Raw genomic sequence first — 23,861 nt, forward strand, 5'->3', positions numbered from 1 at the left:
TTAATTAAAAGAGAATATCCTTAAATCTATCATCTCATTACAATATGCAGTTCTATCTATTAAAATACTTATCTTCACCAATAAAAAAACCGTACCTTCAATTAGAAGGTACGGTTTTTTTATTGCATATTCATTAAGCAGTTTTAGTTTCTTTCTCTTGTAACTTTTTTAACATATCTGCTGTCATTGCATCTAAGTCGTATTTTGCTTTAAAGCCCCATTCCTCTTGTGCAGCACTTGCATCAATAGAATTTGGCCAACTATCTGCAATGGCTTGACGTACTGGGTCCACTTCATAAGCCATTTTAAAATTAGGGATATGTTTGCGGATTGAAGCCGCAATTTCTTCAGGCTCAAAACTCATAGCCGTTACATTGAACGCATTGCGATGTATCAACTTCGCAGGATCTGCTTCCATCAAATCTACAATAGCTTGCAACGCGTCTGGCATATACATCATATCCATATATGAGCCCTGTGCGATATAAGAAGTATACTTACCTTCAGAAATGGCTTTATAGTATATATCAACTGCATAATCTGTTGTACCGCCACCAGGAGGAGTTGCGTAAGAAATTAAACCTGGGAAACGTACTCCGCGAGTATCTACACCAAAGCGTTGGTAATAGTAATCACATAATAGTTCACCCGCTACTTTGTTTACACCATACATTGTAGTAGGACGTTGTAACGTATCTTGCGGCGTATTGTTTTTGGGTGTAGAAGGTCCAAATGCACCGATTGAACTCGGTGTGAAAAACTGCAGATTTTGTTCACGTGCAACTTCTAAAGCATTAACAAGTCCACCCATATTCAAATTCCAAGCAAATAACGGTTTAGCTTCTGCAGTTGCCGATAATAATGCAGCCATGTGCATTAAAGTGTCTGCTCCAAAATCCTTCGCCATATCATTCATGCGCTCAGCATCCATAACATCTAGTGTTTCAAAAGGTCCCTTTTGTGTAGCTGGTTTGCGAATATCTGTTGCTAAAACATTTTCCGTTCCATATGTTTCGCGCAGCTTAGATACTAACTCTGACCCTATTTGACCGCACGCACCGGTTATCATAATTTTTTTCATTTTAAAATCCTCCTCACCCAATAAACATTTGTATTTTCAGAAAGAACATTCACCTAGAGATTACAAATGTATTTCTAGAGAACACAAATAATAACGAAAATACGTTGATTTATCAATGTTTTTAATAATTCGATTATACAATGTATATTTCTAAAACACAATAATCGTTTTTGCACAAAGGACAGTTCGTTTAAGATACAATTATATATTGTTTATTTTATAATAAACAATAGGAGTGGAATCGATGCATTTATTTAAACTAATTTTGATTTATTTGGTCGCCATCATCAGCTGTACATTTCTCCTTTTAATGGACTTGCCCATAGTCGTAGTCTTTCTCCTACTATTTATGTATGTCTTCGCTCTCACAATGTTCCCATACTGCAACACTTTAATTTGGTCTAACAACATCAGTAAAATGGACCGCTTTATAACAAAGCATAAAACAAAACCCGTATTTGCTTACCCATACGCAGTTGCACACGAAACCGTAACAGAGCAAAAATTAAGCGTACAAAAAATACTATCTAGTTATAAACAATAGGATGCACAACACAATTATTGCTCTTTGCTAGCTACTCTGGACAAAGATTTCGAAATTGCTTTAGTAGAAGCAAAACAACTTCAAAAAGAACCTATTCGCAGCTACACTATCGCATATATCGAAACTTTACTCAGCAATTTTGAGGCAGCAAAAGTACTCATCCCAAACCTTAAAAAGGAATGGATGCCACACGCTATTGATGGATTAATCGCCTATGAACAGCAAGATTTCCAGACATTCGAAAAAGAAGCACATGCAGCTGTCACAAAATCAAGAGGGCTACAAAAATATTTATTGTTTTATTCTTTCAAAGAAATGAAGGAAAGATTAGAGGCAAAATAAAAAACCACCCGGGGGAGGGTGGTTTTTTAAGGATGGAATTTTTACATTCCAATGGGGAGTTGGTATAGTATTGGGCATTTCGAGAAGGTTTTATACATTTTTTTAAAATTTATTTGTTTTTGTTGAGACCATCTCTATCTCTTTAATTAATGTAAACTCCACTTTTTTCGCATGACTTTTAAGATTTAAATCATTTAGCTTTCCCCTCATATCTGCCAAATAACCTTACTTAGCCACTCCATGTATAAACCTATTTACCAAATAACACTAAAGACTCTGTATTACGATTCATTCACTCTTTTAACATTAACTACATAAGTATTTGCAACCAAATCATGCAGAGCTCGTTTTTGCGGGTGGAATGCGGCGATTATGTAGCCAAGACAGAGTAGAAGTCCACTAAAGATTCGAGCAATATTTCGAATAATGCTACGGAAAATAGAGATTGTATCACCATTCGCATCAACAATTTCTATGCCTAGTACTTTTTTTCCGACGGTACCTCTCCATGTCGTTGCTGGTAGTCCAACGAAATATAATATGCCTACGATAATGAGAATCCAGCTATATAAAGGGTAAGTCGATAGATATAGTTCATCACCAAATATCATTTCCGATATGACACCTTTTGGAACTTTTAAAACGACTCCAATTAGCGCTGTCGCCACCATAACGACAGCGCTATCAATAATTGTCGCTAAGAAACGGATCCAAAATCCTCCATAATTCACTTCCACTTTCCCCTTTCTCTTTTATTAATTTATGTCGCCATCATTACATCATTTTCACATGCTGAGCATTTGCTTCTTAGAAGATTACACGTGAAATCCCAGTACAATAAATTCATTTTCTTCGCACAAAACCCTTATTACATTCCTATGTTTCAGGGGAGTTTATATGAGTTCTAAAAAGAAATCACCCAATGAATTAAAGACCAACACCTGTAATGCCATGAGACTTGAAAGTAATTTATTCCCTATCTAATATTACACAGCAATGATTATTGTCGTAATTGTCACGACACTGATTACACCTCCATTATTAAAAGCAATTTCTGGAAAACGTGACTGATATCATTGTTTTTTATATAACAATAAAAGCCTCTATACATCGGTATAGAGACCTTCTAATGTAATTGATCCTTTTAGAGATTAATCACAATAATTATTTTCTAATTGCGCTCTGTAAATAGCATCAAGTGGTATGTGCCGAATGGTTGTATCTGTTTCTAATGATAGCTCACGAGTGGATGTCTTAAGAACCGTAATAATACCTGTATAGTGACTTAAATTATGTTCAACCATAGTTTTAAGCGTAACAATTAATTTTTGGTCATACGCGAATTGGATAGTCTGTTGCAGTTCTTCTAATTCCCATTCAGTCAATTCATTTGGCAATTCTTCTTCTGATTCATGTTTCCACGCTCTAATTTGTTGCACATGTTCTGGTAGCATCATCGAAACCCATTTAACACTGCCTCTGTCACGAATCATCTAAAACACCTGCTTTTCCATTATATTTTGTGCGACATGATATTAAAGAACACACTAAAACATACTTTAAATTATTTTCTTCGTATTCAATATTACGTCAGTCTTTTATGCAAATTGCTTCAACCTGTGTATTTAGTGCATAAGTTGTGCATAACTAGACCTATTTGCAGATGACACTTAGTTATCCACATATTCAAAAAACATTATCACTCTGCATCGTTATACAACAATTATTCAAATAGTGTATAGCAATAAAATGGATATTGAATAAATATACACCACTTTATTTTTTGTGACCTCCTAATAATTTTGAACGTGAGACAGCAGTGCCAGCTTCTGTATAAGAGACCGCACGTAAAAGTGCAGCCGGGCCATAGCGAGAGCGCAGTTGATCCATGGTAGCTCCGAGCTTACGACGGCGAAAGCGGTCAGTGTCGAACAAACTAAGTTGCATTGAACGTTCAGATTCAAGCTTTGTAATACTAATCGTAAGCTGGCGTACGGGCCTATCTTCTATATAATGTTCATCGAGTAACTGCTGGCAGATTTGATAAATTTTCATCGTTTCATTTGTTGGTTCATCAATTGTGCGCGAACGATGAAAACCTCCACCAAATGCATTTTTGCTGTAGGAGAGCCCAAGTGAAATGGTACGCCCTACCTTAAATGCTTCGCGCGCACGTCTTGCGATGTCTTCACACATCTCCAAAATAACTGCAAGCACTTCTTCCTTTTTGTTATAGTCACGCATTAAAATTTGGCCTTTACCATAACTGATTTGCCCTTCAATTATTGGTTCGCCAAGTTCAGAAAGATCAATTCCCCACGCATGATGATAAAGCTGATTACCCATAATACCAAAACGAGCCTCTAGTGTTTTTAAATCTGCTTTTGCTAAATCCCCTACTGAAAAAATCCCCATATGATTAAGCGAGCGTTCTGTCTGTCGCCCAATACCCCACATCTTAGAGAGTGGTGATGTAGGCCATAACTTTTCTTCCACATCTTCATATCCCCATTTAGCAAAGCCTGTTTTTTTCGCTTCTAAATCAAGCGCTAGCTTTGATAACAACATATTAGGCCCCATACCGACGGCACTTGGAATTCCAAACTGGTTGTAAATATCTCGTTGTATCTTCTGCGCAGTTTGTTCAACTGGTCCCCATAATTTTTCTGTTCCCGTTAAATCAATAAAGCTTTCATCAACACTATAAATATGGATAGCTTCCTTTGGGACGTAACTGTTGAGTAGGCGTGTAATTTCCATTGAAACGCGGATGAAGAAGTCCATTTTAGGTTCAAATAGCCGAATATCCGGATGCTTCGGAATTTCATAAAGGCGTGTGCCAGTTTTTACTTGGAAACGTTTTTTCATCATTGGCGATGCCGCTAGCACGATACTTCCCTTTTGATTGAAGTTACCAACTACCGCAATTGGCGTCTTCATCACATCTAAATGCTCTAACGTTGCAATACAACTTGCATAGAAGCAACGCATATCAATACACATAATTGATCGCCTTGGCATGTTTTCGTACATAACCTATCCTCCAATAGAGAACATTTGTTCTTATTTTAAATTGAGATGAGTGAGATGGCAAGTGGGAATATAAGGAATTGAGGATTTACTTTCAATTAGGAGGATTTCATAATAAAAAAGACTACTGCACACTTTTAAGTGTGCAGTAGTCCTTTTAGATAAATGCCATCGTACTCAGTTATCCAGCTTCAGGCGCTAGACTCTCGGGTCGTTTCGGTCTCTCGACACAAGACAAAAAGCGTCTTGTGTTCGAGCCCTCCAACGCCTGTCGGGCCAACAGGATGTTGGTCAGGTAGCCGTTGCACAGGACGTGGCGAACTTAGGCTATCTTCCACTTAACGAGCGCCTTCAGCATTTACTTAGATATCCAGCTTCAGGCGCTAGCTGTTCGGGTTGTTTCTGTCGGGCACTCAAAGTCAAAAAGCGACTTTGGCTTCCGCCTTCCAACAACCTCACAGCTAAACGAGCGCCTTCAGCATTTATTTAGATATCCAGCTTCAGTGGCCAGACTCTCGAGGTCACTTCCTCCTTCTCGGTTGAAAACTGAAAGTACGTTTTCAATTCGAAGGTTCCAGTGCTTGTCCAGTCTAAACGGGCCACTTCAGCATTTATTTCATCCAGTCAGGTTTACCGAAGCCTTTGAATTCTTCATCGATAGTTTTTTCGAATTCTTCTGATTTAACGATTTCTAAGATATCTTTTGCTAGTTGTGAATCTTTGTTTTCTTCCTTAACTGCAATAACATTACGGAATTTATCAGGCATGTTTTCTAAGAATAGTGCATCTTGTAATTTAAGTCCTGCTGCAAGCGCGAAGTTTCCTGGGACACCAACAAGGTCAGCACTTTCGATTGCACGAGGTAGACCCGCTGCTTCGATTGGTTGGAACACTAAGTTTTTAGGATTTTCAACAACGTCTTTTTCAGACGCTTTTAGCTCTTCGATGTTAGGGTCAATTTTGATAAGACCTTGTTCTTGTAATGCTAATAATGTACGTGCCGCATTTGATGGATCGTTAGCAATCGCTACTTTTGCACCGTCTTTAATATCATCAATTGATTTAAAATCTTTTGCAAAGAAGCCCATTGGTGCAGTTGGCACGTTAATTAGACCAGCTAAATTCATTTTGTTCTGTTCATTAAAGTTTTGAAGATAAATTGAGTGTTGGAAAAGGTTTGCATCGATATCACCAGAATCTAATGCTTTGTTTGGTTGTACATAGTCACTGAATTCAACCGTTTTTACTTTATAGCCTTTTTTCTCTAATTGCGGGATGATTGCTTTATTTAACATGTCACTATATGGTCCTGCAGTTGCGCCAATTTTAATGTCTTTTGAATCCTTTGGTTTGCTTTCATCTTTGTTACCACATGCAACTAAAGCTGTTGCTAATACGAATAATAACGCTGCTAGTAAAAACTTTTTCATTTTCAATTCTCCCCTTTTATCGTTTATCAATTGCTTTTGAAATGGCATCGCCTGAAAGTTGAATAATTTGGACGATAACAATTAAAATGACAACTGTCGCAATCATAATTGTGTTGTCATAGCGGTAATAACCAAAACGGATAGCCAAGTCACCAATTCCGCCACCGCCGACAATACCAGCCATTGCGGAATATGCTACTAAACTAATAATCGTCATTGTCACCCCTTGAATAATACCCGATTTCGCCTCAGGTAATAGTACATCTCGTATGATCATCCACGGTGTTGCACCGACAGCTATTGATGCTTCGATGACACCTTTATCAACTTCACGCATAGACGTTTCTACAAGTCTCGCAAAGAATGGAATGGCTGCTACAGATAATGAAACACTCGCCGCTACGGGACCAATTGTATCTCCAACCAGTATTTTTGTTAGCGGGAACAACGCTACTAATAGAATGATATACGGAACGGAACGAACTAGATTGACGATAAACCCTAAAACCCCATTAAAAAAACGATTACGTAAAAATAAACCTTTGCTTGTAACAAATAGAATAATACCAAGTGGTAAACCGATAATTAGTGAAATACTAAGTGAAATACCAATCATCAGTAACGTTTCACCAAATGCTTTCCAAATGTCTGGAAGCATACTAATAAAATGTTCAAAATCAAATAGCATCGTTAATCACCTCCACAAACGCACCGCGCCCCTCCATATAAGAAATAGCTCTCCCTACATTATCTGGTTGACCTTGTAGCTCCATTAGGAAAATACCAAGCGGTTTTTCCTGAATATATTCAATTGTGCCGTGCAAGAAATTACCACGTACTTCAAAGTTTTGAATCATATCTGAAATGACGCCCTCACCAGCTACATCCCCTTTGAATAGTACTTTCACAATTTCCCCTGTCACACCTTTAAGAATCGTTGGCGGTAATTCAAATGATACAACGCTACTAATAAATTCTTGAGTTAATGGCTCAACCGGATTTGCAAAAACATCGTAAACTTCTCCTTCTTCAATGACTCTTCCATCTTGCATAATAACCATACGATCACAAATTTCTTTCACAACATCCATTTCATGTGTGATAAGGATAATTGTAATATTCAACTCACGATTGATCTTTTTTAGTAAGCGTAAAATGGAAACCGTTGTTTTTGGGTCAAGTGCTGATGTTGCTTCATCACAAAGTAGTACGGATGGATTGTTTGCAAGTGCACGAGCAATACCGACACGTTGCTTTTGACCACCACTTAACTGCGCTGGATAAACATCGATTTTCTCCGATAAACCGACCATTTCAAGCAGTTCTTTTACACGGGCCTTAATCTGCTTTGGTGGTGTAGCCGCTGCTTTTAAAGCAAATTCGATATTTTCGCCAACCGTTTTTTGACTGATTAAGTAAAAGTGCTGGAAGATCATACCGATTTTCAAACGCGCTTTACGAAGTTGTTCACCTTTTAATCTCGTTAAATCTTGGCCATTTACGATGATACTTCCACTCGTTGGTCGCTCTAGTAAATTGATACAACGTAGCAGTGAGCTTTTTCCTGCTCCAGAGTAACCAACAATACCGAAGACTTCACCTTTATCGATCGTCAACGATACGTTGTCTACGCCCGTTACCGTACCCTTTTTGGTTTTATATACTTTTGTAAGATTCTGAATCTCGAGCATATTGTATCCCCTCAAATCTGTTTAAATTATGTAACTTCTATAGAAATACTTGGAATTTACTGTATTAAAAAATGCTTCTTTCGGTTATCTGAAAGAAGCATCGTAAATGTAAATTGGCGATTTATCTTCCAGAATGTACTCATTCTGTAGGAATTGGCACCTTCCCTTTTCAGGGGGTTGCCGGACGTCATAGGGCCTATCCCTCGGTCTCTCTAGATAAAGTTCAATATTCGTTTGTAAGTTATGAACTAAATATTACTGTGAAATAATGTAGATGTCAAACACTTTTTTGAAATTTTGTATTATTTCAAAATATCTTTATATAATTCAGGGCGACGATCATCATATACCGGGATTCGTTGGCGAATTTCATCCACTATAGAGAAATCGACATCGATAATCGCCATTTCTTCATCTTCTCCACCAGTCCATAACACTTCACCCCAAGGTTCAATAACCATCGATTGACCGTTGAAATTCTGTTTTTTATGGCTAATTCTATTTACTGCAATAACAAAACACTGGCTTTCAATTGCGCGTGCTTGTAATAACGTTTTCCAATGATCAATACGTGGCGTTGGCCATTGTGCAGAAACGAAAATTACTTTCGCTCCGTTCAACGCATGAAGACGTAACCACTCCGGAAAACGAATATCGTAACAAATAACACCAGCTGCTGGAATATCGCCCAGTTCAAAGTTATTTTGCTTATCGCCAGCTGATAAATACAAATGCTCGTCCATTAGACGGAAAAGATGCGCTTTATCATATTCGCTGACAAGCTTCCCTTTATTGTTATATACGTACATTGTATTGTAGAATTTTCCATCTTTTTTTGTTGATACCGAGCCACCAACAATATGAATTTGTAATTCTTCTGAAAGATTTTGTAGAAAATTCTTCGTGCGTTCCCCGTTCGGATCTGCAAGGTCTTCTAATTTCTCTAAAGCATAGCTAGAATTCCACATTTCAGGAAGAATTGCGAGTTCCGCCCCCTTATCAGCGGCCTCCCTGATAAACTTTTCGACGTTTGTAAAATTTTTTTCGATGTCCCCGAAGGCAACATTTAACTGTATACATGCAATTTTCATAACTCCACCACCTGTAGACATTTTCTTAAAAAGGTTATAATATTTCTCTTATTATTGCGACTATTTTATACATACGTCTATTTTATCCACAAAGTAGTTGTTGTGTATAGTGTATTTAGAAGAAAGATTTTGTGGATAACAAGATATTAAAGAAAATAATTCAAGGGGGTTTGTTCGAAGATGGAATTTTCAACGAGATTACAACAGTTGCCAAAGCAGTTTTTCGCAACTTTAGTACAAAAAGTAGGTGCCGCAGTCGCGGAAGGTAGAGATGTCATCAATTTAGGCCAAGGAAACCCAGACCAACCAACACCACCTCATATTATAAAAGCTATGCAGGAAGCTGTTATTAATCCGCAAACTCATAAATACTCTCCATTTCGTGGCTTGCCAGAATTCAAGGAAGCAATTGCTGAATTTTATGCGCGAGAATACGGCGTTGAAATCGATGCAAATACGGAAGTAGCCATACTTTTTGGCACAAAAATTGGTGTAGTCGAATTACCTATAGCTATTATGAACCCTGGTGATTCAATGCTACTCCCAGACCCTGGTTATCCGGACTATTGGTCAGGCGTAGCACTAGCTGATGTCAAGTTCGATACAATTCCATTACTAGCGGAAAACGACTTCCTACCCGATTACACAACTGTGTCAGATGAGGTAAAAGCTCGTGCAAAATTAATGTATTTAAATTATCCAAATAACCCAACTGGTGCTGTTGCTAATTTATCATTTTTCGATGAAACTGTGCAGTTTGCGAAAGATCACGATATTGCAGTTATGCATGACTTTGCATATGGAGCAATTGGATTCGATGGCGAAAAACCAGTGAGCTTTTTACAAGCTGCAGGTGCTAAAGATGTTGGGGTTGAGTTGTATACTTTATCGAAAACGTATAATATGGCCGGTTGGCGGGTCGGCTTTGCAGTTGGTAACGCGAAGCTAATTGAAGCATTAAATTTAGTACAAGACCATTTATTTGTCAGCCTATTCCCTGCTGTACAAGAGGCTGGTATTGCAGCACTTACTAGTTCACAAGAATGTGTAACTGAGTTAGTGGCTATGTATGAAAGCCGCCGGAACGCATTAAAAGTCGCTTGCGATCGTATTGGCTGGGCGGTGACAGCACCAAAAGGTTCATTCTTTGCATGGCTTCCTGTACCAGAAGGATATACGAGTGAAGCATTTGCTGATTTATTGCTAGAACAGGCTGATGTAGCAGTTGCTGCGGGTAATGGTTTTGGTGAATACGGCGAAGGGTACGTACGTGTTGGCCTGCTTGTTGATGAAGACAGACTTCATGAAGCAATAACACGTATCTCAAAACTAAATTTATTTTAAGTGTTTATACATTAAAAAACCACCTTATCCATAAGTGGATTTTCAGTGGCATGGGTTCCCTAATAAAAATGCCCAGCACATAGCGCTGAGCATTTTTTATATTATGAAATTACGCCTAGCTCTTTACCTACTTTTTCATAAGACGCTAAAGCTTCGTCTAACATTTCTTTTGTATGTGCGGCAGTTGGCATATTACGTACACGTCCAGTGCCTTTAGGTACAGTTGGGAAGACAATTGATTTAGCATATACGCCTTCTTCAAAGAGACGAGCAGAAAAGGCTTGAGTTAGTTTTTCGTCACCGATGATACACGGTGTAATCGGTGTTTCAGATGCACCAATGTTAAATCCAAGTTTTTTCAGACCCGCTTTTAAATAATCGCCATTTTCCCACAGTTTATCGCAAAGTTCTGTTGAATCAATTAACATTTGGACAGCTGCAGTGATTGCAGCAACATCACCTGGTGGTAGCGCTGTTGAGAATAAAAATGGGCGAGAACGTACTTTTAACCAATCAATTAAGTTCTTCTTACCCGCTACGTAACCACCTACTACACCAATTGCTTTAGACAGTGTACCGATTTGGAAGTCGATTTCTTTTTCTAAACCGAAGTGCTTCACAGTACCTTTCCCTTTACCTGTTACACCTGATCCATGAGCATCATCCACATATGTAATAAGATCAAATTCTTTCGCAATTTCTACGATTTCAGGAAGTTTTGCGATGTCTCCATCCATTGAAAACACGCCATCAGTGATGACCATTACTTTATTGTATAGTCCTGATTCAGTTGCTGCTTTTGCTTTAGCACGTAAATCATCCATGTCAGAGTGATTAAAAGCAATAATTTTTGCTTTTGATAAGCGACAACCATCTATAATTGATGCGTGATTTAGTTGATCAGAAAGGATAGCATCATTTTTGTCCATAACAGCAGAAATAGCTGCCATATTACAGTTGAATCCTGATTGATATGAAATGGCTGCTTCCGTACCTTTAAATTCTGCTAGTTTTTCTTCTAATTTAACATGAAGATCGAGTGTACCATTGATCGTACGGACTGCACCAGCACCTACGCCGTATTTTTCGATTGCTTCTTGAGCAATTTTCTTTAATTTATCATTTGTTGCTAAGCCAAGATAGTTATTTGAAGATAGGTTGACCAAATTTTTGCCACGCACTTGAATAACTGAACCGTTCGGGCCTTCTACTGGATCTATTTCATTGTATAAGCCTTGGTCGCGCAGTTGTTGCAAGTTGTCGTCTACGAATGTGTTCAGTACGTTTGACAAGAATATCATCCTTTCGATTTTCGATAAAAATATTGTAGCATACTTTCACCGTTATTTGTACATCTGAAAAGAACTATAACAAACAACAAGATGATATTCATTGAAATTACTAGACATACTGTCCTCACAAGAAACACAGTTGTACACTCAGAAAAATTAGAATACTTAATTTTCGATATTTTCTTAGTGAAAATAGTACATTCTAATAAGTAATACCGGCATTCATAACTTCTTCTCCACACATCAGTTGTATTAATAAAAATAGATTTCCATTAAAATTCCCTCGTTATAACTCACTCTCTTATTCTATAGTACTAAAAAAGTAAGTAGACAATTGTCTACTCACTCTCTATTTATTTCGTTAACTCTGAAAATGTTACTTGTTCTTCACCAATACATTTCAACAATAATTTGCGGCTATATGCAAGCGAAAATTGAACAATTGGACCAAGACCAAATGCCATAAGTACAGTACCAAGACCAACAGGACCGCCAAGTAACCACCCTGCTACAGCAACTGCAATTTCCATAATTGTACGGGCTTTAGTAATGCTTAAACCCAGTTTGTCTACAGCTAAAAGCATCAAGCTATCACGAGGACCAGCTCCAAGATTTGCTGAAATGTACATTCCGCCACCTAAACCAATTAAAATAATACCGATAAGGAAGCTAAAAAATTGTAGGGCTAAATGATCGACATCAGGTAATAACCAGTTGAAAAAATCAATAAAAATACCGATACACACCATATTGATAAAGGTTCCTATCTTCGGTAATTGACGAGTTCCAATTGCTGTAACACCAATAATAATAAGGCCAGTAATGATTGACCAACTACCAATGGAAAAACCGAAATTTTTGAATAGACCTATATGCAGTACATCCCATGAGCCTACCCCAAAGGTTTGTCCTTTAATTGTTAACGAAACACCGAGTGCAATGACGATAAGTCCCATCATGAAAAATCCCCAGCGCCAACTATTTATTTTATTCACAAGAATCCTTCTTTCTACAGAAAAATGAAAAGCCCTCTACGCAAGAAGCATAAAGTGGCTTTTCAATGATAACTAAACTATTATAACAAAATTCGTTCCTATTTTAAATAAAACTGTCCTAGATTTATATAATAGCTGCAAATTTCGCATTTATGATTTTCGCTAAATCAGCCGGTTGGATACATATTTGCATGCCTATTTTCCCTGCACTAACAAAGATATGGTCAATTGTTTTTGCTGATTCATCTATGAAGGTTGGAAATAACTTTTTCATACCAAGAGGCGAACAGCCGCCTCTAATATAACCTGTAGTTGGCAATAAATCTTTGACAGGTAGCATCTCTATCTTCTTTTCCCCAACAGCTTTTGCAGCAGCCTTTAGATTAAGCTCTGCAGCTACTGGAATGACGAAAACGTAAAACTTTCCTTTACCAGCTGTAGACATGAGCGTTTTATACACACTCTCGACAGGTTGACCAATTTTACCTGCAACTGTAATACCATCAACTTGACCGTCTGTGATTTCATATTCTGTCAGTGAGTATGGGACTTTTTTTTGGTCCAATAAGCGCACTGCATTTGTTTTTTGTACTTTTGCATTTTTAGCCAAAACATTCACTTCTCCTAAGCAATACGATAAAAGCTAGGCTGCGTCACTCTAAATCCTGATTTCGCCATCTGTACATGATATGAATAGCGAGAAATTGCTTGATCAAATAGACGCTGTTTAAGCTTTTGCTCTAACGTTTGTGTTGAATTTGTTACTTGCCCAAATTGATTAGTAGAATCTTCTGTTGTAACTTGTTGTTTTACTTCGGTGATTTGATCACGAGTTTGCTGGATTATCTCATTTTCGCCTTCAGTAACACGTACATCTTGTCTCATTGGTTCTAATGCCGAGTGGTGAACTCTCAATACTTCAATTGTTTTTTCGCGCATAGTACCAATAGAAGAACGCTTATCCTCATTATCCTGACTAACTGCTTCTGAGGTCTCAACTAATGGCAATGTCTGTTCCATGTTATCTTTTGCTTTAGCACGGAACTCCTGGTCCTTTTGTTGAAGCTCACGAATAGCAGCTTGGACTTGCGGCTGGCGTTGTTTTTCCTTTTTACCCGTTAGCAAGTCCATTAGCTCTTCCAAAGCTGGATTCGACTTTGGTTGGAAATACTGAGCTGTTTTACGATATGCATCACCAGCATTCTTTTGCCTAAGAGCTCGTTTACGATTTTCAATGTCTGTATACTGATTGTTTAATAGAGCAGCTAATTTCATGCAAATCACCTCTTTTCTAATACCATTATAGTTAAAACCTATTTTAACACCGTTATCAGAAAATTCAAAAGGTCGTTGTTCTCAAATATTTACAATATCTTATTGGTAAAAAGTACCCATCTATTCATCTTTTGTTCCTAAAAGTTTCTTTAGAGCCTCTGCCATTGCATTGTTTTGTGGTTGATCATCTTGTTTTTTCATGTATTTTTGAACTTCTTTTTTGGAAACTTTTGTATTACCAGTTTCTTTCTTACGTTTCTCAAATACAGATAATTTTTCACGATGGCCACATGAACAAACGAAAATGCGTCCTTCTCCTTCACCACGAAGCTCCAATTTCTTATGACAAACTGGACAACGTGCATTGGTCACCATTGAAACTTTCTTCTTGTGACCACAAGCTCGATCTTGGCAAACAAGCATTTTACCACGTTTACCATTTACCTCAAGCAATAATTTCCCGCAATCCGGACATCTTTTCCCTGTAACATTATCATGCTTGAATTTTTGATCGCTCTTCTTAATATCACTAACAGCTTTTTTAGAGAAATTAACCATATCGTTAATGAAATCCGATTTTTTTGCTGAACCTTTTGCAATTCTCGTTAATTGTTGTTCCCACTCTGCAGTTAAAGCAGGTGATTTTAAATCCGACGGTACTAATTCTAAAAGCTGACGACCTTTAGAAGTAGCATGTAGGTCCTTACCTTTTTTCTCAATTAAAAATGAATTAAATAACTTCTCAATGATATCTGCACGCGTTGCTACAGTGCCGATACCGCCTGTTTCATTTAACGTTTTAATTAAGTCCTTCGACTCACCACTCATAAATTGTGCTGGATTCTCCATCGCCGCTAGTAAAGTACCTTCATTGAAGTAAGCTGGTGGTTTTGTATCACCTTGTGTCATTGCAATGGCACGGATAGCGATTTTATCACCTTTATTGTAGCTTGGTAGTGAGCGTTCATCTGTGTCGTCATCATCATCTTGCTGGTAAACTCGTTTCCAACCTTCATCACGAATTGTACGGCCTTTTACTTTAAATACTTCATTGCCAACAGCTAGCGAAACTGTTGTTTGATCATATTGGAATGGTCCAAAGAAAACAGCTAAGAAACGTTTGACAATTAAATCATATAGACGACGTTCTTTATCAGATAGATCTTGTAAAATAGCCACTTCCTCAGTTGGAATAATGGCATGGTGATCAGATACTTTTGCATTATCAATAACACCTTTTTGTGGTTGCACAGAATTGTTACGTAGTAAAAGGTTTGCTGCAGCTCGATTATCCCCCACAGCCGATGCTTTAATACGATCTTTTAATGTACTCTTCATATCATCAGTTAAATGTTTAGAATCTGTACGTGGATAAGTAACAATTTTATGGCGCTCATAAAGATTTTGAAGTGTTGAAAGTGTTTCTTTTGCAGACCAACTCCAACGCTTATGTGCCTCTTTTTGTAGCTCAGTCAAATCAAATAACGCTGGGGCAGATTGACGTTTTGGAGACGTTTGGATATCTTGAATAACCCCTTCAGTTACAGCATCTAATGTTTTTAATAACTGTTCAATTTTTTCCTTTTGGAAAGATTGAGATTGATTATTTTGGCGGTCAAACCAAGTAAATTTTGTATCGTTTGTATGAGCTTGTAAGCCATAATACGTTTTTGGCTTAAAGTTTTTAATTTGTTGTTCACGTTCTGCAATCATTGCAAGAGTAGGTGTTTGTACACGACCTGTTGATAATTGAGCATTATATTTTACTGTTAAAGCACGTGTCGCATTAATGCCAACTACCCAGTCAGCTTCTGCACGTGCTACAGCTGCTTCATATAAATGTTCATAAGAACGACCGTCTTTTAAGTTTTTGAAGCCATCTTTAATAGCTTTATCCGTCACTGATGAAATCCATAAACGTTTAACTGGTTTACGACATTTCGCTTTTTCTAATATCCATCGAGCTACTAGCTCCCCTTCACGCCCCGCATCTGTTGCAATAATAATCTGATTGACGTCTTGACGCATTAATTGTGCTTTCACTGCATTGTATTGTTTTGTTGTTTGACGAATTGGTACTAGTTTGAAAGGATTCGGTAATATCGGTAAATCTTCCATCTTCCACTCTTTGAACTTCTGATCGTACTGTTCTGGATCAGCATGAGTTACTAAATGGCCGAGTGCCCAAGTAACAATATATTGAGGCCCCTCTAGAAAGCCATTACCTTTTTTCGTACATCCTAAAACACGCGCTATATCACGTGCAACAGATGGTTTTTCTGCTAAGACTAAGCTTTTTCCCATATAAATTCTTATCTCCTTATTTTAACGTTTGTAAATGTTCATGTAATACATGATTAATGATTTCAGGCGTAAATTTATCTGGTAGCATGATGCAATGATATGACATCCCTTCAAGGAGACCATATAATCGAACAACTTCTACATCAATATCCAAATCTCCTCTTGCCTCTTTTAAGAATATTAGTAATTCAAGCATCGTTCTCAACCTTTGATAGGAGTTTTCTAAAAGCTCCTGACATTTTGCCCGAATGGCTTCATCTGCTAATGCTTTAGATGAAAACGATAGCCAAACCTCCATTTCTAATTTTCTTTCTGCATCTAACGGCAAAAATTGACGTAAGACTTCTAGTATATCTTCTGTTGAAGGACCGTTACCAAATAAACGCATCGCTTCAATTCGTTCATCCGTTTTTTTTTGAATTAATTCCATCGAGTAAATTAGAAGATCACTTTGCGTTGAAAAATAGTGCCTTAAAGAGCCGACAGAAAGATTTGCCTCTTGTGCAACATTACGCACACTCGCATTTTCCAGTCCATCTCTTAGAATAACTGCCCATGTTGCTTGAGCAATTTTTTCCCTTTGTGCTTCAAACTTATTTATCTTTTCCATAACCCAATCATAACACATCCGACCTTTTTAATACAGTTGTATTATTTTATTAATACAACTGTATTATTTTTATGTAAAGAAGAATTTAAATTGCTTATTACAACAATTGAACAATTTACCGAAAAAAATTGAAGTGATTACTGCAATAGAGGGGGTAATTGTAATTCCCAAAATATTGGTCGTGATATTCTTGATTCTTTAAAAGGCACTATGGGTGGGGAAATTAAATCGTATACTGTTATGACAAAAACAGCACTTGAAGATGCAACGGTCAATGTGTGAGCATATAGTACATCAGTAAAATTTCTACAAACTAAAAAGGAGTGGCAAAAGCCACTCCTTTTAATGTTGGTCGATAGGTTCTTTAGGAAGATCATTACTTAATTCGCAGTATTTCCCGAATACTCGTACTAATTCTTGTAATCGTTCAAGAACATTTTCATCGATAATGTTGTTATCTTTATCAAAGTGACTAGCATGTGTGTATACGTAGTTTGGAGTTACGAGTGCACGGAAATAGTCGAGGATTGGTTTTAGTTGGTTTTCTACAACTAGGTGATGTTGTTGTGTACCACCATTGGCTACAATTGAAACCGGTTTGTAGCGCAAAGCTTTAGGGTGTAGAAAATCAAATGCGTTTTTTAATACGCCTGGAATTGATCCTTGGAAAATAGGTGTAGCTAAAATATAACCGTCAGCTTCTTCGAATTTTTTCACAAGTGTTTTCATATCAGTATTATATTGATCAAATGGACGGCCATCTACAAATTGATGTTCGAAGTCTGCTAGATGTAATAATTCTAGCTCTAGGCTACCATCAAATTCTTTAATATATGTCTCTATCTGTTTTAAAATTGCACCCGTTTTTCTTCCGATAATTGTACCGTCTACTAGTAAGATCTTCATAGATGTTACCTCCAATTCAAAATTCCTATCGTTATTGTAACAAATGCAGATTCGTTATATAAGGTGACAAGCACAATTTCGACACAATTTCAGTCTTTAGACGGAACAGAAAGTTACATTTTTCGCTGAAGCATAGTAAAACTCCACGCATTTAGAAATGTGGTTTATTATAAATTTCATTTTTGACAAAACATATAATCTCTTCAACAGTTTATAAATTTTATTGTCTATCATTTAAAGGCTTATCTATTTTTTCTTCTTCTAGTATTTCCTTTTCAATGAAAATATCTTGGCGTTTTTCCCAATTAAAAATAGGTTCTTCGTCGATTATTTCTTCATGATCATCAACTAATGAATCAATTTTTCCAATCATTGAAATTTCTTCAGATTCAAATACCCTAACCTTATGTTTTGTATTTTTTATAGCTACACTATACATAGCTTTTGCTAAATTATTAGCAGGAATAGCACGGTATTTTTTTAGTGAACCCATGAATATAGGATTCAAAATATTCATCGCTACCCCACTAATTTTCTCTGTTGGCCGTACTTCCTCACGAATTCCTAACAATAATGATGGTCTAAAAATCGATAATTGAGGTAATTCCAGTGCAATTAAATTATATTCCATTTTTCCCTTTACTTGATTGTAATAAAATTTAGAATTTTCATTTGCACCCATAGCCGAAATAACAAGTACATGTGGGATACCACATTTTTTTGCTATCGATGCGATATTCACTGGGTATTCAAGGTCAACTTTTTCAAACATAACCTTTGAACCTGCCTTTTTACGTGTAGTACCTAGGCAGCAGTAAAGTTCATGTGCAAATTTGAAATCTGCTTCTTCCAATTGATCAAACTGACGAATTTTCACAACAAGTTTTGGATGTTTAAAATTCAATGCACGGCGAGCAATTACTGTAATCTCCGCGTACTTTTCACTCTCACAAAGGACTTTGACAAGCTCCTTTCCCGTCAAACCAGTTGCTCCAACAACAATAGCTGAACGCATCAACATAACTGTTCACGTCCTTTCCTAATCTATATACCGTCCAAAGTTACGGATAGTTTAGCCTGTGTATCTTACATTCTAGTGATTTTACAGACATAATCATTAATTTCCCACCATAAAGTAGATAGATAAGTTGAAAGGATGGGATTTAAATGACTAATAACCAAACAGAAAATCATTCTAAAAAAACGATTGCATTTGCAGTTGAAGTTTCATCACATAATGACCTATACCCCGTTGAAAGAATCGCGACACTTGTTAAGATGTTCAGCGATGAAAAAATTCTTATTTTCATTAAGCAACCTTCTGAGCTAGCGTTGAAAAAGCTAGCTGCGACAGGAATAGAGCCTATTTCTTACCGCGATCAAAAACAGTTGCTTCAATATATATCTAAATTAAAGCCTGATTTACTTGTACGTGATGGCATAAATACAGAACTCGAAGATACGGAGAAATTAAAAGAAATTGTTCCTGCTCTCGTTCATTTTGATGATTTTGGTGAAGGTGGTAAAGCAGCGGATTGCGTGTTGCATACACTTTATAGAGAAATCCGTGAAAAAGTAGATCCTCATTACTTAACTGGACCATCTTCATTCGTTGTACCTGAAAAAATCGCAGCTATTACTTCTATTGAAGATGAAGGAGAAAGACCTCATATTGTCGTGGTATATGAAGGTAGTGATCCGGAAAATTTAACATATCGGACTATGCGCCACTTAATGCAACTACAAATTCCTGTACGTATCTCTGTATTAGTAGATCCTTCGTATGCCCATGATATAGATGAATTGAAGATGATGGCTTTAAGTCGCAGGAATATTACTATTATACAAGCTGCTGATATGCTGGAATCTCTACTTACTCAAGCGCAAATCGTCATTTGTTCAGCAAGTTATACCCCTTATAAAGTTGCAGTTGTAGGTATCCCTTGTATCGTCATCTCTCAAAATGAAACAGAAATTATGCATGCATTTCCTCGAGATCAAAATGGTTTTATTCAACTTGGAAGTGGTCGCAAATTAAAACAATCTCACTTGCAAAATGCTGTTATGGAACTTCTTTTGCATGAAGCACGTCGCGACCGCGCCATAAGAAATCAAAAAAAGCTCGATTTACAAAGTAACAACCATTACATCTATTCCATGCTCATTAATTTTGCGCATAGAACACCAAAAGCACAGGCTTTTTTAGTACAAGATCACACCAAGAAAACCCCACGTATGATACAATAACAGAAAAGCTGTGTTGAAATTTGTCTCATTCCCAGAATTCGACATGGTAATAGTCGAAATCTACTTAAAGGAGTATTTTCATGCCTACTAAAGCCGAAATTGAATACCAAATATTAGAACTAAAAAGTGACTACATCCGTCATCAAGGTGACATCGAAAAACTCGATTCAATCGGGAACGGATCAGCTGTCGAGCAGGCCGAACAACGCCTAAAAGACATGGAGCAACAACTAGCCGAATTGAACAAACAACTCGCAGCGTTGTCATAACTGCGGGTTTTTTTATTGTAAATGCTGATGCGGCCCGTTTAGCCCCGACAAGCACTGGAAGACTCGAATCAAAAGCATCACTTCAGCTTTTGACCGAGAGACTGAAGTGACCTCGAGGGGCTGGCCGCTGAAGCTGGATATCTAATTAAATGCTGATGGCGCTCGTTCAGACTCGACAGGCGTTGGAGGGCTCGAACACAAGACGCTTTTTGTCTTGTGCCGAGAGACCGAAACGTCCAGAGAGTCTAGCGCCTGAAGCTGGATATCTGTAAATGCTGATGACGCTCGTCTAGCTGCGAGGTCGTTGGAAGGCGGAAGCCAAAGTCGCTCTTTGACTTTGAGCACCCGACTGAAACGACCCGAGCCGCTAGCGCCTGAAGCCGGATATCTCTTCTAAATGCTGATGGGCCCATTTAAAGGAAGATAGCCTAAGTTCGCCACGTCCTGTGGCAACGGCTACCTGACCAACATCCTGTTGGCCCAAACCCAAATCAAACTACTAACTATAACAAGAAATACGACTCGCCACGTTTAAAATTATACGTTTGAAAACGAATATTTACTTACAAAGTGCAGCTGTCGTATTTTATATGGAGGACAAAATAATGAGTATTTTAACAGTTGAAAATCTTGGCCATACATTCGGCGACCGTACACTTTTTAAAGATGTATCGTTCCGCATCGTAGAGGGAGAACATGTTGGTCTTGTTGGAGCCAATGGTGTAGGAAAATCTACATTAATGAGTATTATCACGGGACAACTAATCCACGACCAAGGCAAAGTTGAATGGTTGCCAAACACACATTACGGTTATTTGGATCAGCATACTTTGTTAACACCAGGTAAAACGATGCGTGAAACTTTACGCGATGCCTTTTTACCGCTTTATCAAAAAGAAGCTGAGATGAACGAAATTACAGGCAAAATGGCTGAAGCAACACCTGAAGAGCTAGAAGAATTATTAGAACAGATGGCAGAAATTCAAGACGCTTTAGATGCAGGAGATTTTTATACATTAGATATGAAAATTGAAGAAGTTGCGCGTGGACTTGGTTTAGATGCAATCGGTCTTGAACGTGATGTAACAGCACTTTCTGGTGGTCAACGTACAAAATTATTACTTGCGAAGCTTCTATTAGAAAAGCCAAAAGTTTTATTACTTGATGAGCCTACAAACTACTTGGATGAAGAGCATGTTACTTGGCTTTCAAATTATTTAAAAGGTTACCCACACGCATTCTTCTTAATTTCACATGATACAGAATTTATGAATGGCGTAGTCGATGTTATTTTCCAATTAGAATTTTCAAAACTAACTCGCTACACTGCTACTTACGAGAAATTCTTAGAACTAGCTGAAATTAACAAGCGTCAACATATCGATGCTTATGAAAAGCAACAAGAATTTATTAAAAAACAAGAGGGTTTCATCGCAAAAAACAAAGCGAGATATTCTACAACTGGCCGAGCAAAATCACGCCAAAAACAATTGGATCGCATGGAGCGTATTGACCGTCCTGAAACAGCAGCAAAACCAAAATTCAACTTTAAAGAATCTCGTAGTTCTGGCCGTTATGTCGTAGAAGCTGAAAATCTATTAATTGGCTACGACAAGGACAAGCCATTATTACCACCACTTACTTTCGAAATCGAACGTGGTGAAAAAATTGCCCTTGTTGGTATGAATGGTGTTGGTAAATCAACACTATTAAAAACCATGCTTGGCAAAGTCCAACCTCTTGGTGGTAAAGTAACACGCGGTGACTTCCTCTTCCCTTCTTATTTTGAACAAGAAGTTAAAGCGGGTAACATCACACCTATTGAAGACGTTTGGAATGCATACCCTAGCATGGAACAAAGTCAAATACGTGCAGTCCTAGCATCGACAGGTTTGAAAAACGAGCATATTTCTCGCCCGTTAAATCAACTTAGTGGTGGAGAACAGGCAAAAGTTCGTATTTGTAAATTAATGATGGATGAAAGTAACTGGATGCTTTTCGATGAACCGACAAACCACTTAGACGTTCATGCTAAAGAAGAACTAAAACGTGCTATGAAAGAATACAAAGGCACAATCATCCTAGTCAGCCACGAACCTGAATTTTACGATGGCCTAGTAACAAAAGTATGGGACGTAGCAGAATGGTTCTCAACTGGACATCAATAATTAAATGCTAAAGGCGCTCGTTCAGCTGCGAGGTCGTTGGAAGGCGGAAGCCAAAGCCGCTCTTTGACTTTGAGCGCCTGAAGTTTATTATTTCTCTAAAAACTAAAACTCCGCTTTTGCGGAGTTTTTTCAAATCCTATACATTTACCATGATTTCATAGATATCCCTTGAAATCAGCAACATATCGTGTAAAAATTATTATAAGGATGGTGTTTTTTATGGATTCAGACAAGAAAGCTAAAATAGTACAAAGGAAAAAAAATAAACTTAAGAAAAATGTAATTAAACTTTTCTTTTTAACAATAGGAGCACTTATCATGGCTGTTGGGCTGGAAATGGTACTCATCCCAAACAACTTGATTGATGGTGGCGTCACTGGTATTGCCATTATGGCCTCTCACCTTACAAATCTTCCACTAGGGTTATTCCTATTCCTCTTTAACTTACCTTTTCTATATTTAGGCTATAAACAAATTGGCCGTACATTTGCCTTTTCAGTCGCTTATGGGATTGTCGTTTTATCAATAGCGACTTCATTTATGCATAATTCATCAGCATTCACAAATGATACTCTACTAGCTACAGTTCTAGGTGGTATATTACTAGGAATAGGTGTTGGGATTGCAATCAGAGCTGGAGGTTGCTTGGATGGTAGTGAAACATTAGCCATTTTATTTAATAAAAAGTTGCCCTTCTCTGTAGGACAAATTATTTTATTCATGAACTTATTTATTTTAGGTAGTGCAGGCTTCGTATTCGGTTTTGACCGAGCTATGTATTCGCTAATTTCATATTTCATTGCATTCAAAACAATCGACCTTGTTTCCGAAGGCTTGAATCAAACGAAATCTATCTGGATTATTAGTGATGAAGCGGATGAAATTGGAGATCAAATTATGTCTCGTTTAGGTCGCGGTATCACGTATTTAAATGGACAAGGCGGCTATTCAAAAGATGATAAACAAGTGATTTTCTGTGTCATCAGCCGTTTAGAAGAATCTAAGTTAAAAAACATTGTAGAAGACGTTGATCCTTCTGCATTCCTTGCTTTCAGTAATATGACTGAAATTCAAGGCGGAAACTTTAAGAAAAAAGATGTTCACTAAATAACTCATACTTTCAAAATCCACTGGGCATAATTAGTACAGTGGATTTTTTTATTTAGCAGCTACTAAATTTGTCGGAAATTCAAATTTTCTGCTTTAGACGTTAATTTAACTTGTTTTTTATATAAAAACCAT

At 37.4% G+C, this 23,861-nt stretch carries 22 protein-coding genes, 1 pseudogene and 1 riboswitch; of the genes and pseudogenes, 7 read left to right on the forward strand and 16 right to left on the reverse strand.

Features of this window, described 5'->3' with window-relative positions; genetic code table 11:
* Positions 1-133: 133 nt before the first annotated feature.
* Positions 134-1,081 carry an L-threonine 3-dehydrogenase gene (locus AMD00_RS15880; RefSeq protein ID WP_053417965.1) on the reverse strand — a complete coding sequence of 316 codons (948 nt, stop codon included), beginning with the start codon at positions 1,079-1,081 and terminating at the stop codon, positions 134-136.
* A 568-nt stretch (positions 1,082-1,649) separates the two neighbouring features.
* On the opposite strand from AMD00_RS15880, the gene AMD00_RS15890 reads away from it, so the two are divergent.
* Positions 1,650-1,967 (forward strand): hypothetical protein, encoded by a 318-nt coding sequence (locus AMD00_RS15890; RefSeq protein ID WP_053417967.1) that lies wholly within the window; start codon positions 1,650-1,652, stop codon positions 1,965-1,967.
* A gap of 281 nt (positions 1,968-2,248) precedes the next feature.
* Here AMD00_RS15890 and AMD00_RS15895 read toward each other — a convergent pair whose 3' ends face one another.
* The 7 genes from AMD00_RS15895 to AMD00_RS15925 all read right to left on the reverse strand — a co-directional run bounded on the left by AMD00_RS15895 (position 2,249) and on the right by AMD00_RS15925 (position 9,209).
* The gene (locus AMD00_RS15895) at positions 2,249-2,698 is read right to left on the reverse strand and encodes an RDD family protein (protein ID WP_053417968.1); all 450 of its coding nucleotides are present in this window, start codon (positions 2,696-2,698) and stop codon (positions 2,249-2,251) included.
* Between the two features lie 420 nt (positions 2,699-3,118).
* A complete protein-coding gene (locus AMD00_RS15900; protein WP_053417969.1) occupies positions 3,119-3,460 on the reverse strand; it encodes a YolD-like family protein in 342 nt (113 codons plus the stop codon).
* A 283-nt stretch (positions 3,461-3,743) separates the two neighbouring features.
* Complete coding sequence (locus tag AMD00_RS15905) at positions 3,744-5,000, reverse strand: Y-family DNA polymerase (RefSeq protein ID WP_053417970.1); 1,257 nt, start codon at positions 4,998-5,000, stop codon at positions 3,744-3,746.
* 608 nt (positions 5,001-5,608) lie between these two features.
* Complete coding sequence (locus AMD00_RS15910; RefSeq protein WP_053417971.1) at positions 5,609-6,427, reverse strand: MetQ/NlpA family ABC transporter substrate-binding protein; 819 nt, start codon at positions 6,425-6,427, stop codon at positions 5,609-5,611.
* 16 nt (positions 6,428-6,443) lie between these two features.
* Entirely contained in the window at positions 6,444-7,115 is a 672-nt protein-coding gene (locus AMD00_RS15915) for a methionine ABC transporter permease (RefSeq protein WP_053417972.1), read from the reverse strand.
* Positions 7,105-8,118 (reverse strand): methionine ABC transporter ATP-binding protein, encoded by a 1,014-nt coding sequence (locus tag AMD00_RS15920; RefSeq protein ID WP_053417973.1) that lies wholly within the window; start codon positions 8,116-8,118, stop codon positions 7,105-7,107. The genes AMD00_RS15915 and AMD00_RS15920 overlap by 11 nt, the downstream gene beginning before the upstream one ends.
* A 118-nt stretch (positions 8,119-8,236) precedes the next feature.
* Positions 8,237-8,341, reverse strand: a riboswitch (SAM riboswitch).
* A 79-nt stretch (positions 8,342-8,420) separates the two neighbouring features.
* A complete protein-coding gene (locus AMD00_RS15925) occupies positions 8,421-9,209 on the reverse strand; it encodes a carbon-nitrogen family hydrolase (protein WP_053417974.1) in 789 nt (262 codons plus the stop codon).
* A 180-nt stretch (positions 9,210-9,389) separates the two neighbouring features.
* Between AMD00_RS15925 and AMD00_RS15930 the strand changes: the two genes are divergently transcribed.
* Positions 9,390-10,553 carry a pyridoxal phosphate-dependent aminotransferase gene (locus tag AMD00_RS15930; protein ID WP_053417975.1) on the forward strand — a complete coding sequence of 388 codons (1,164 nt, stop codon included), beginning with the start codon at positions 9,390-9,392 and terminating at the stop codon, positions 10,551-10,553.
* A 101-nt stretch (positions 10,554-10,654) separates the two neighbouring features.
* Here AMD00_RS15930 and AMD00_RS15935 read toward each other — a convergent pair whose 3' ends face one another.
* The 6 genes from AMD00_RS15935 to AMD00_RS15960 all read right to left on the reverse strand — a co-directional run bounded on the left by AMD00_RS15935 (position 10,655) and on the right by AMD00_RS15960 (position 17,029).
* Positions 10,655-11,854, reverse strand: a complete 1,200-nt coding sequence (locus AMD00_RS15935) for a glycine C-acetyltransferase (RefSeq protein WP_193738274.1) — start codon at positions 11,852-11,854, stop codon at positions 10,655-10,657.
* Between the two features lie 344 nt (positions 11,855-12,198).
* The gene (locus tag AMD00_RS15940) at positions 12,199-12,840 is read right to left on the reverse strand and encodes a YczE/YyaS/YitT family protein (RefSeq protein WP_227751970.1); all 642 of its coding nucleotides are present in this window, start codon (positions 12,838-12,840) and stop codon (positions 12,199-12,201) included.
* 124 nt (positions 12,841-12,964) lie between these two features.
* On the reverse strand, positions 12,965-13,450 hold the full coding sequence (ybaK, locus tag AMD00_RS15945; RefSeq protein ID WP_053417978.1) for a Cys-tRNA(Pro) deacylase: 486 nt from the start codon (positions 13,448-13,450) through the stop codon (positions 12,965-12,967).
* A 14-nt stretch (positions 13,451-13,464) separates the two neighbouring features.
* Positions 13,465-14,115, reverse strand: coding sequence for a hypothetical protein (locus AMD00_RS15950; RefSeq protein ID WP_053417979.1), 651 nt, complete (start codon positions 14,113-14,115; stop codon positions 13,465-13,467).
* A gap of 120 nt (positions 14,116-14,235) precedes the next feature.
* Positions 14,236-16,419, reverse strand: a complete 2,184-nt coding sequence (locus AMD00_RS15955) for a DNA topoisomerase III (RefSeq protein ID WP_053417980.1) — start codon at positions 16,417-16,419, stop codon at positions 14,236-14,238.
* Positions 16,420-16,435: 16 nt separating this feature from the next.
* Positions 16,436-17,029, reverse strand: coding sequence for a TetR/AcrR family transcriptional regulator (locus tag AMD00_RS15960; protein WP_169786368.1), 594 nt, complete (start codon positions 17,027-17,029; stop codon positions 16,436-16,438).
* Between the two features lie 165 nt (positions 17,030-17,194).
* On the opposite strand from AMD00_RS15960, the pseudogene AMD00_RS24320 reads away from it, so the two are divergent.
* Positions 17,195-17,311, forward strand: a pseudogene (locus AMD00_RS24320) (heavy metal-binding domain-containing protein); the annotation flags it as partial.
* 60 nt (positions 17,312-17,371) lie between these two features.
* Here AMD00_RS24320 and AMD00_RS15965 read toward each other — a convergent pair.
* Together AMD00_RS15965 and AMD00_RS15970 are read right to left on the reverse strand one after the other, a co-directional pair.
* Positions 17,372-17,935: an NADPH-dependent FMN reductase gene (locus AMD00_RS15965; protein WP_053417982.1), complete on the reverse strand. Its 564-nt coding sequence runs from the start codon at positions 17,933-17,935 to the stop codon at positions 17,372-17,374.
* A gap of 220 nt (positions 17,936-18,155) precedes the next feature.
* The gene (locus AMD00_RS15970) at positions 18,156-18,956 is read right to left on the reverse strand and encodes an oxidoreductase (RefSeq protein ID WP_053417983.1); all 801 of its coding nucleotides are present in this window, start codon (positions 18,954-18,956) and stop codon (positions 18,156-18,158) included.
* A gap of 146 nt (positions 18,957-19,102) precedes the next feature.
* Here AMD00_RS15970 and AMD00_RS15975 point away from each other — a divergent pair, with 146 nt between their 5' ends.
* The 4 genes from AMD00_RS15975 (at position 19,103) to AMD00_RS15990 (ending at position 23,726) form a co-directional block, all read left to right on the forward strand.
* Positions 19,103-20,182, forward strand: coding sequence for a PseG/SpsG family protein (locus AMD00_RS15975; RefSeq protein ID WP_053417984.1), 1,080 nt, complete (start codon positions 19,103-19,105; stop codon positions 20,180-20,182).
* An 80-nt stretch (positions 20,183-20,262) separates the two neighbouring features.
* A complete protein-coding gene (locus tag AMD00_RS15980) occupies positions 20,263-20,451 on the forward strand; it encodes an SE1832 family protein (RefSeq protein WP_038180262.1) in 189 nt (62 codons plus the stop codon).
* A gap of 605 nt (positions 20,452-21,056) precedes the next feature.
* Positions 21,057-22,619, forward strand: coding sequence for an ABC-F family ATP-binding cassette domain-containing protein (locus AMD00_RS15985; RefSeq protein WP_053417985.1), 1,563 nt, complete (start codon positions 21,057-21,059; stop codon positions 22,617-22,619).
* 219 nt (positions 22,620-22,838) lie between these two features.
* The gene (locus AMD00_RS15990; protein WP_083446254.1) at positions 22,839-23,726 is read left to right on the forward strand and encodes a YitT family protein; all 888 of its coding nucleotides are present in this window, start codon (positions 22,839-22,841) and stop codon (positions 23,724-23,726) included.
* Positions 23,727-23,861: the final 135 nt, after the last annotated feature.

This window comes from Viridibacillus arvi, assembly GCF_001274945.1.
In the GTDB taxonomy this organism is placed as follows: domain Bacteria; phylum Bacillota; class Bacilli; order Bacillales_A; family Planococcaceae; genus Viridibacillus; species Viridibacillus arvi.

Coding starts and splice junctions, on each gene's coding strand:
- AMD00_RS15955 (WP_053417980.1), bottom strand. CDS start 16,419: ATGGGAAAAAGCTTAGTCTTAGCAGAAAAACCATCTGTTGCACGTGAT.
- AMD00_RS15880 (WP_053417965.1), bottom strand. CDS start 1,081: ATGAAAAAAATTATGATAACCGGTGCGTGCGGTCAAATAGGGTCAGAG.
- AMD00_RS15920 (WP_053417973.1), bottom strand. CDS start 8,118: ATGCTCGAGATTCAGAATCTTACAAAAGTATATAAAACCAAAAAGGGT.
- AMD00_RS15935 (WP_193738274.1), bottom strand. CDS start 11,854: ATGATATTCTTGTCAAACGTACTGAACACATTCGTAGACGACAACTTG.
- AMD00_RS15960 (WP_169786368.1), bottom strand. CDS start 17,029: ATGGAAAAGATAAATAAGTTTGAAGCACAAAGGGAAAAAATTGCTCAA.
- AMD00_RS15905 (WP_053417970.1), bottom strand. CDS start 5,000: ATGTACGAAAACATGCCAAGGCGATCAATTATGTGTATTGATATGCGT.
- AMD00_RS15900 (WP_053417969.1), bottom strand. CDS start 3,460: ATGATTCGTGACAGAGGCAGTGTTAAATGGGTTTCGATGATGCTACCA.
- AMD00_RS15950 (WP_053417979.1), bottom strand. CDS start 14,115: ATGAAATTAGCTGCTCTATTAAACAATCAGTATACAGACATTGAAAAT.
- AMD00_RS15965 (WP_053417982.1), bottom strand. CDS start 17,935: ATGAAGATCTTACTAGTAGACGGTACAATTATCGGAAGAAAAACGGGT.
- AMD00_RS15915 (WP_053417972.1), bottom strand. CDS start 7,115: ATGCTATTTGATTTTGAACATTTTATTAGTATGCTTCCAGACATTTGG.
- AMD00_RS15980 (WP_038180262.1), top strand. CDS start 20,263: ATGCCTACTAAAGCCGAAATTGAATACCAAATATTAGAACTAAAAAGT.
- AMD00_RS15910 (WP_053417971.1), bottom strand. CDS start 6,427: ATGAAAAAGTTTTTACTAGCAGCGTTATTATTCGTATTAGCAACAGCT.
- AMD00_RS15930 (WP_053417975.1), top strand. CDS start 9,390: ATGGAATTTTCAACGAGATTACAACAGTTGCCAAAGCAGTTTTTCGCA.
- AMD00_RS15925 (WP_053417974.1), bottom strand. CDS start 9,209: ATGAAAATTGCATGTATACAGTTAAATGTTGCCTTCGGGGACATCGAA.
- AMD00_RS15990 (WP_083446254.1), top strand. CDS start 22,839: ATGGATTCAGACAAGAAAGCTAAAATAGTACAAAGGAAAAAAAATAAA.
- AMD00_RS15975 (WP_053417984.1), top strand. CDS start 19,103: ATGACTAATAACCAAACAGAAAATCATTCTAAAAAAACGATTGCATTT.
- AMD00_RS15985 (WP_053417985.1), top strand. CDS start 21,057: ATGAGTATTTTAACAGTTGAAAATCTTGGCCATACATTCGGCGACCGT.
- AMD00_RS15970 (WP_053417983.1), bottom strand. CDS start 18,956: ATGTTGATGCGTTCAGCTATTGTTGTTGGAGCAACTGGTTTGACGGGA.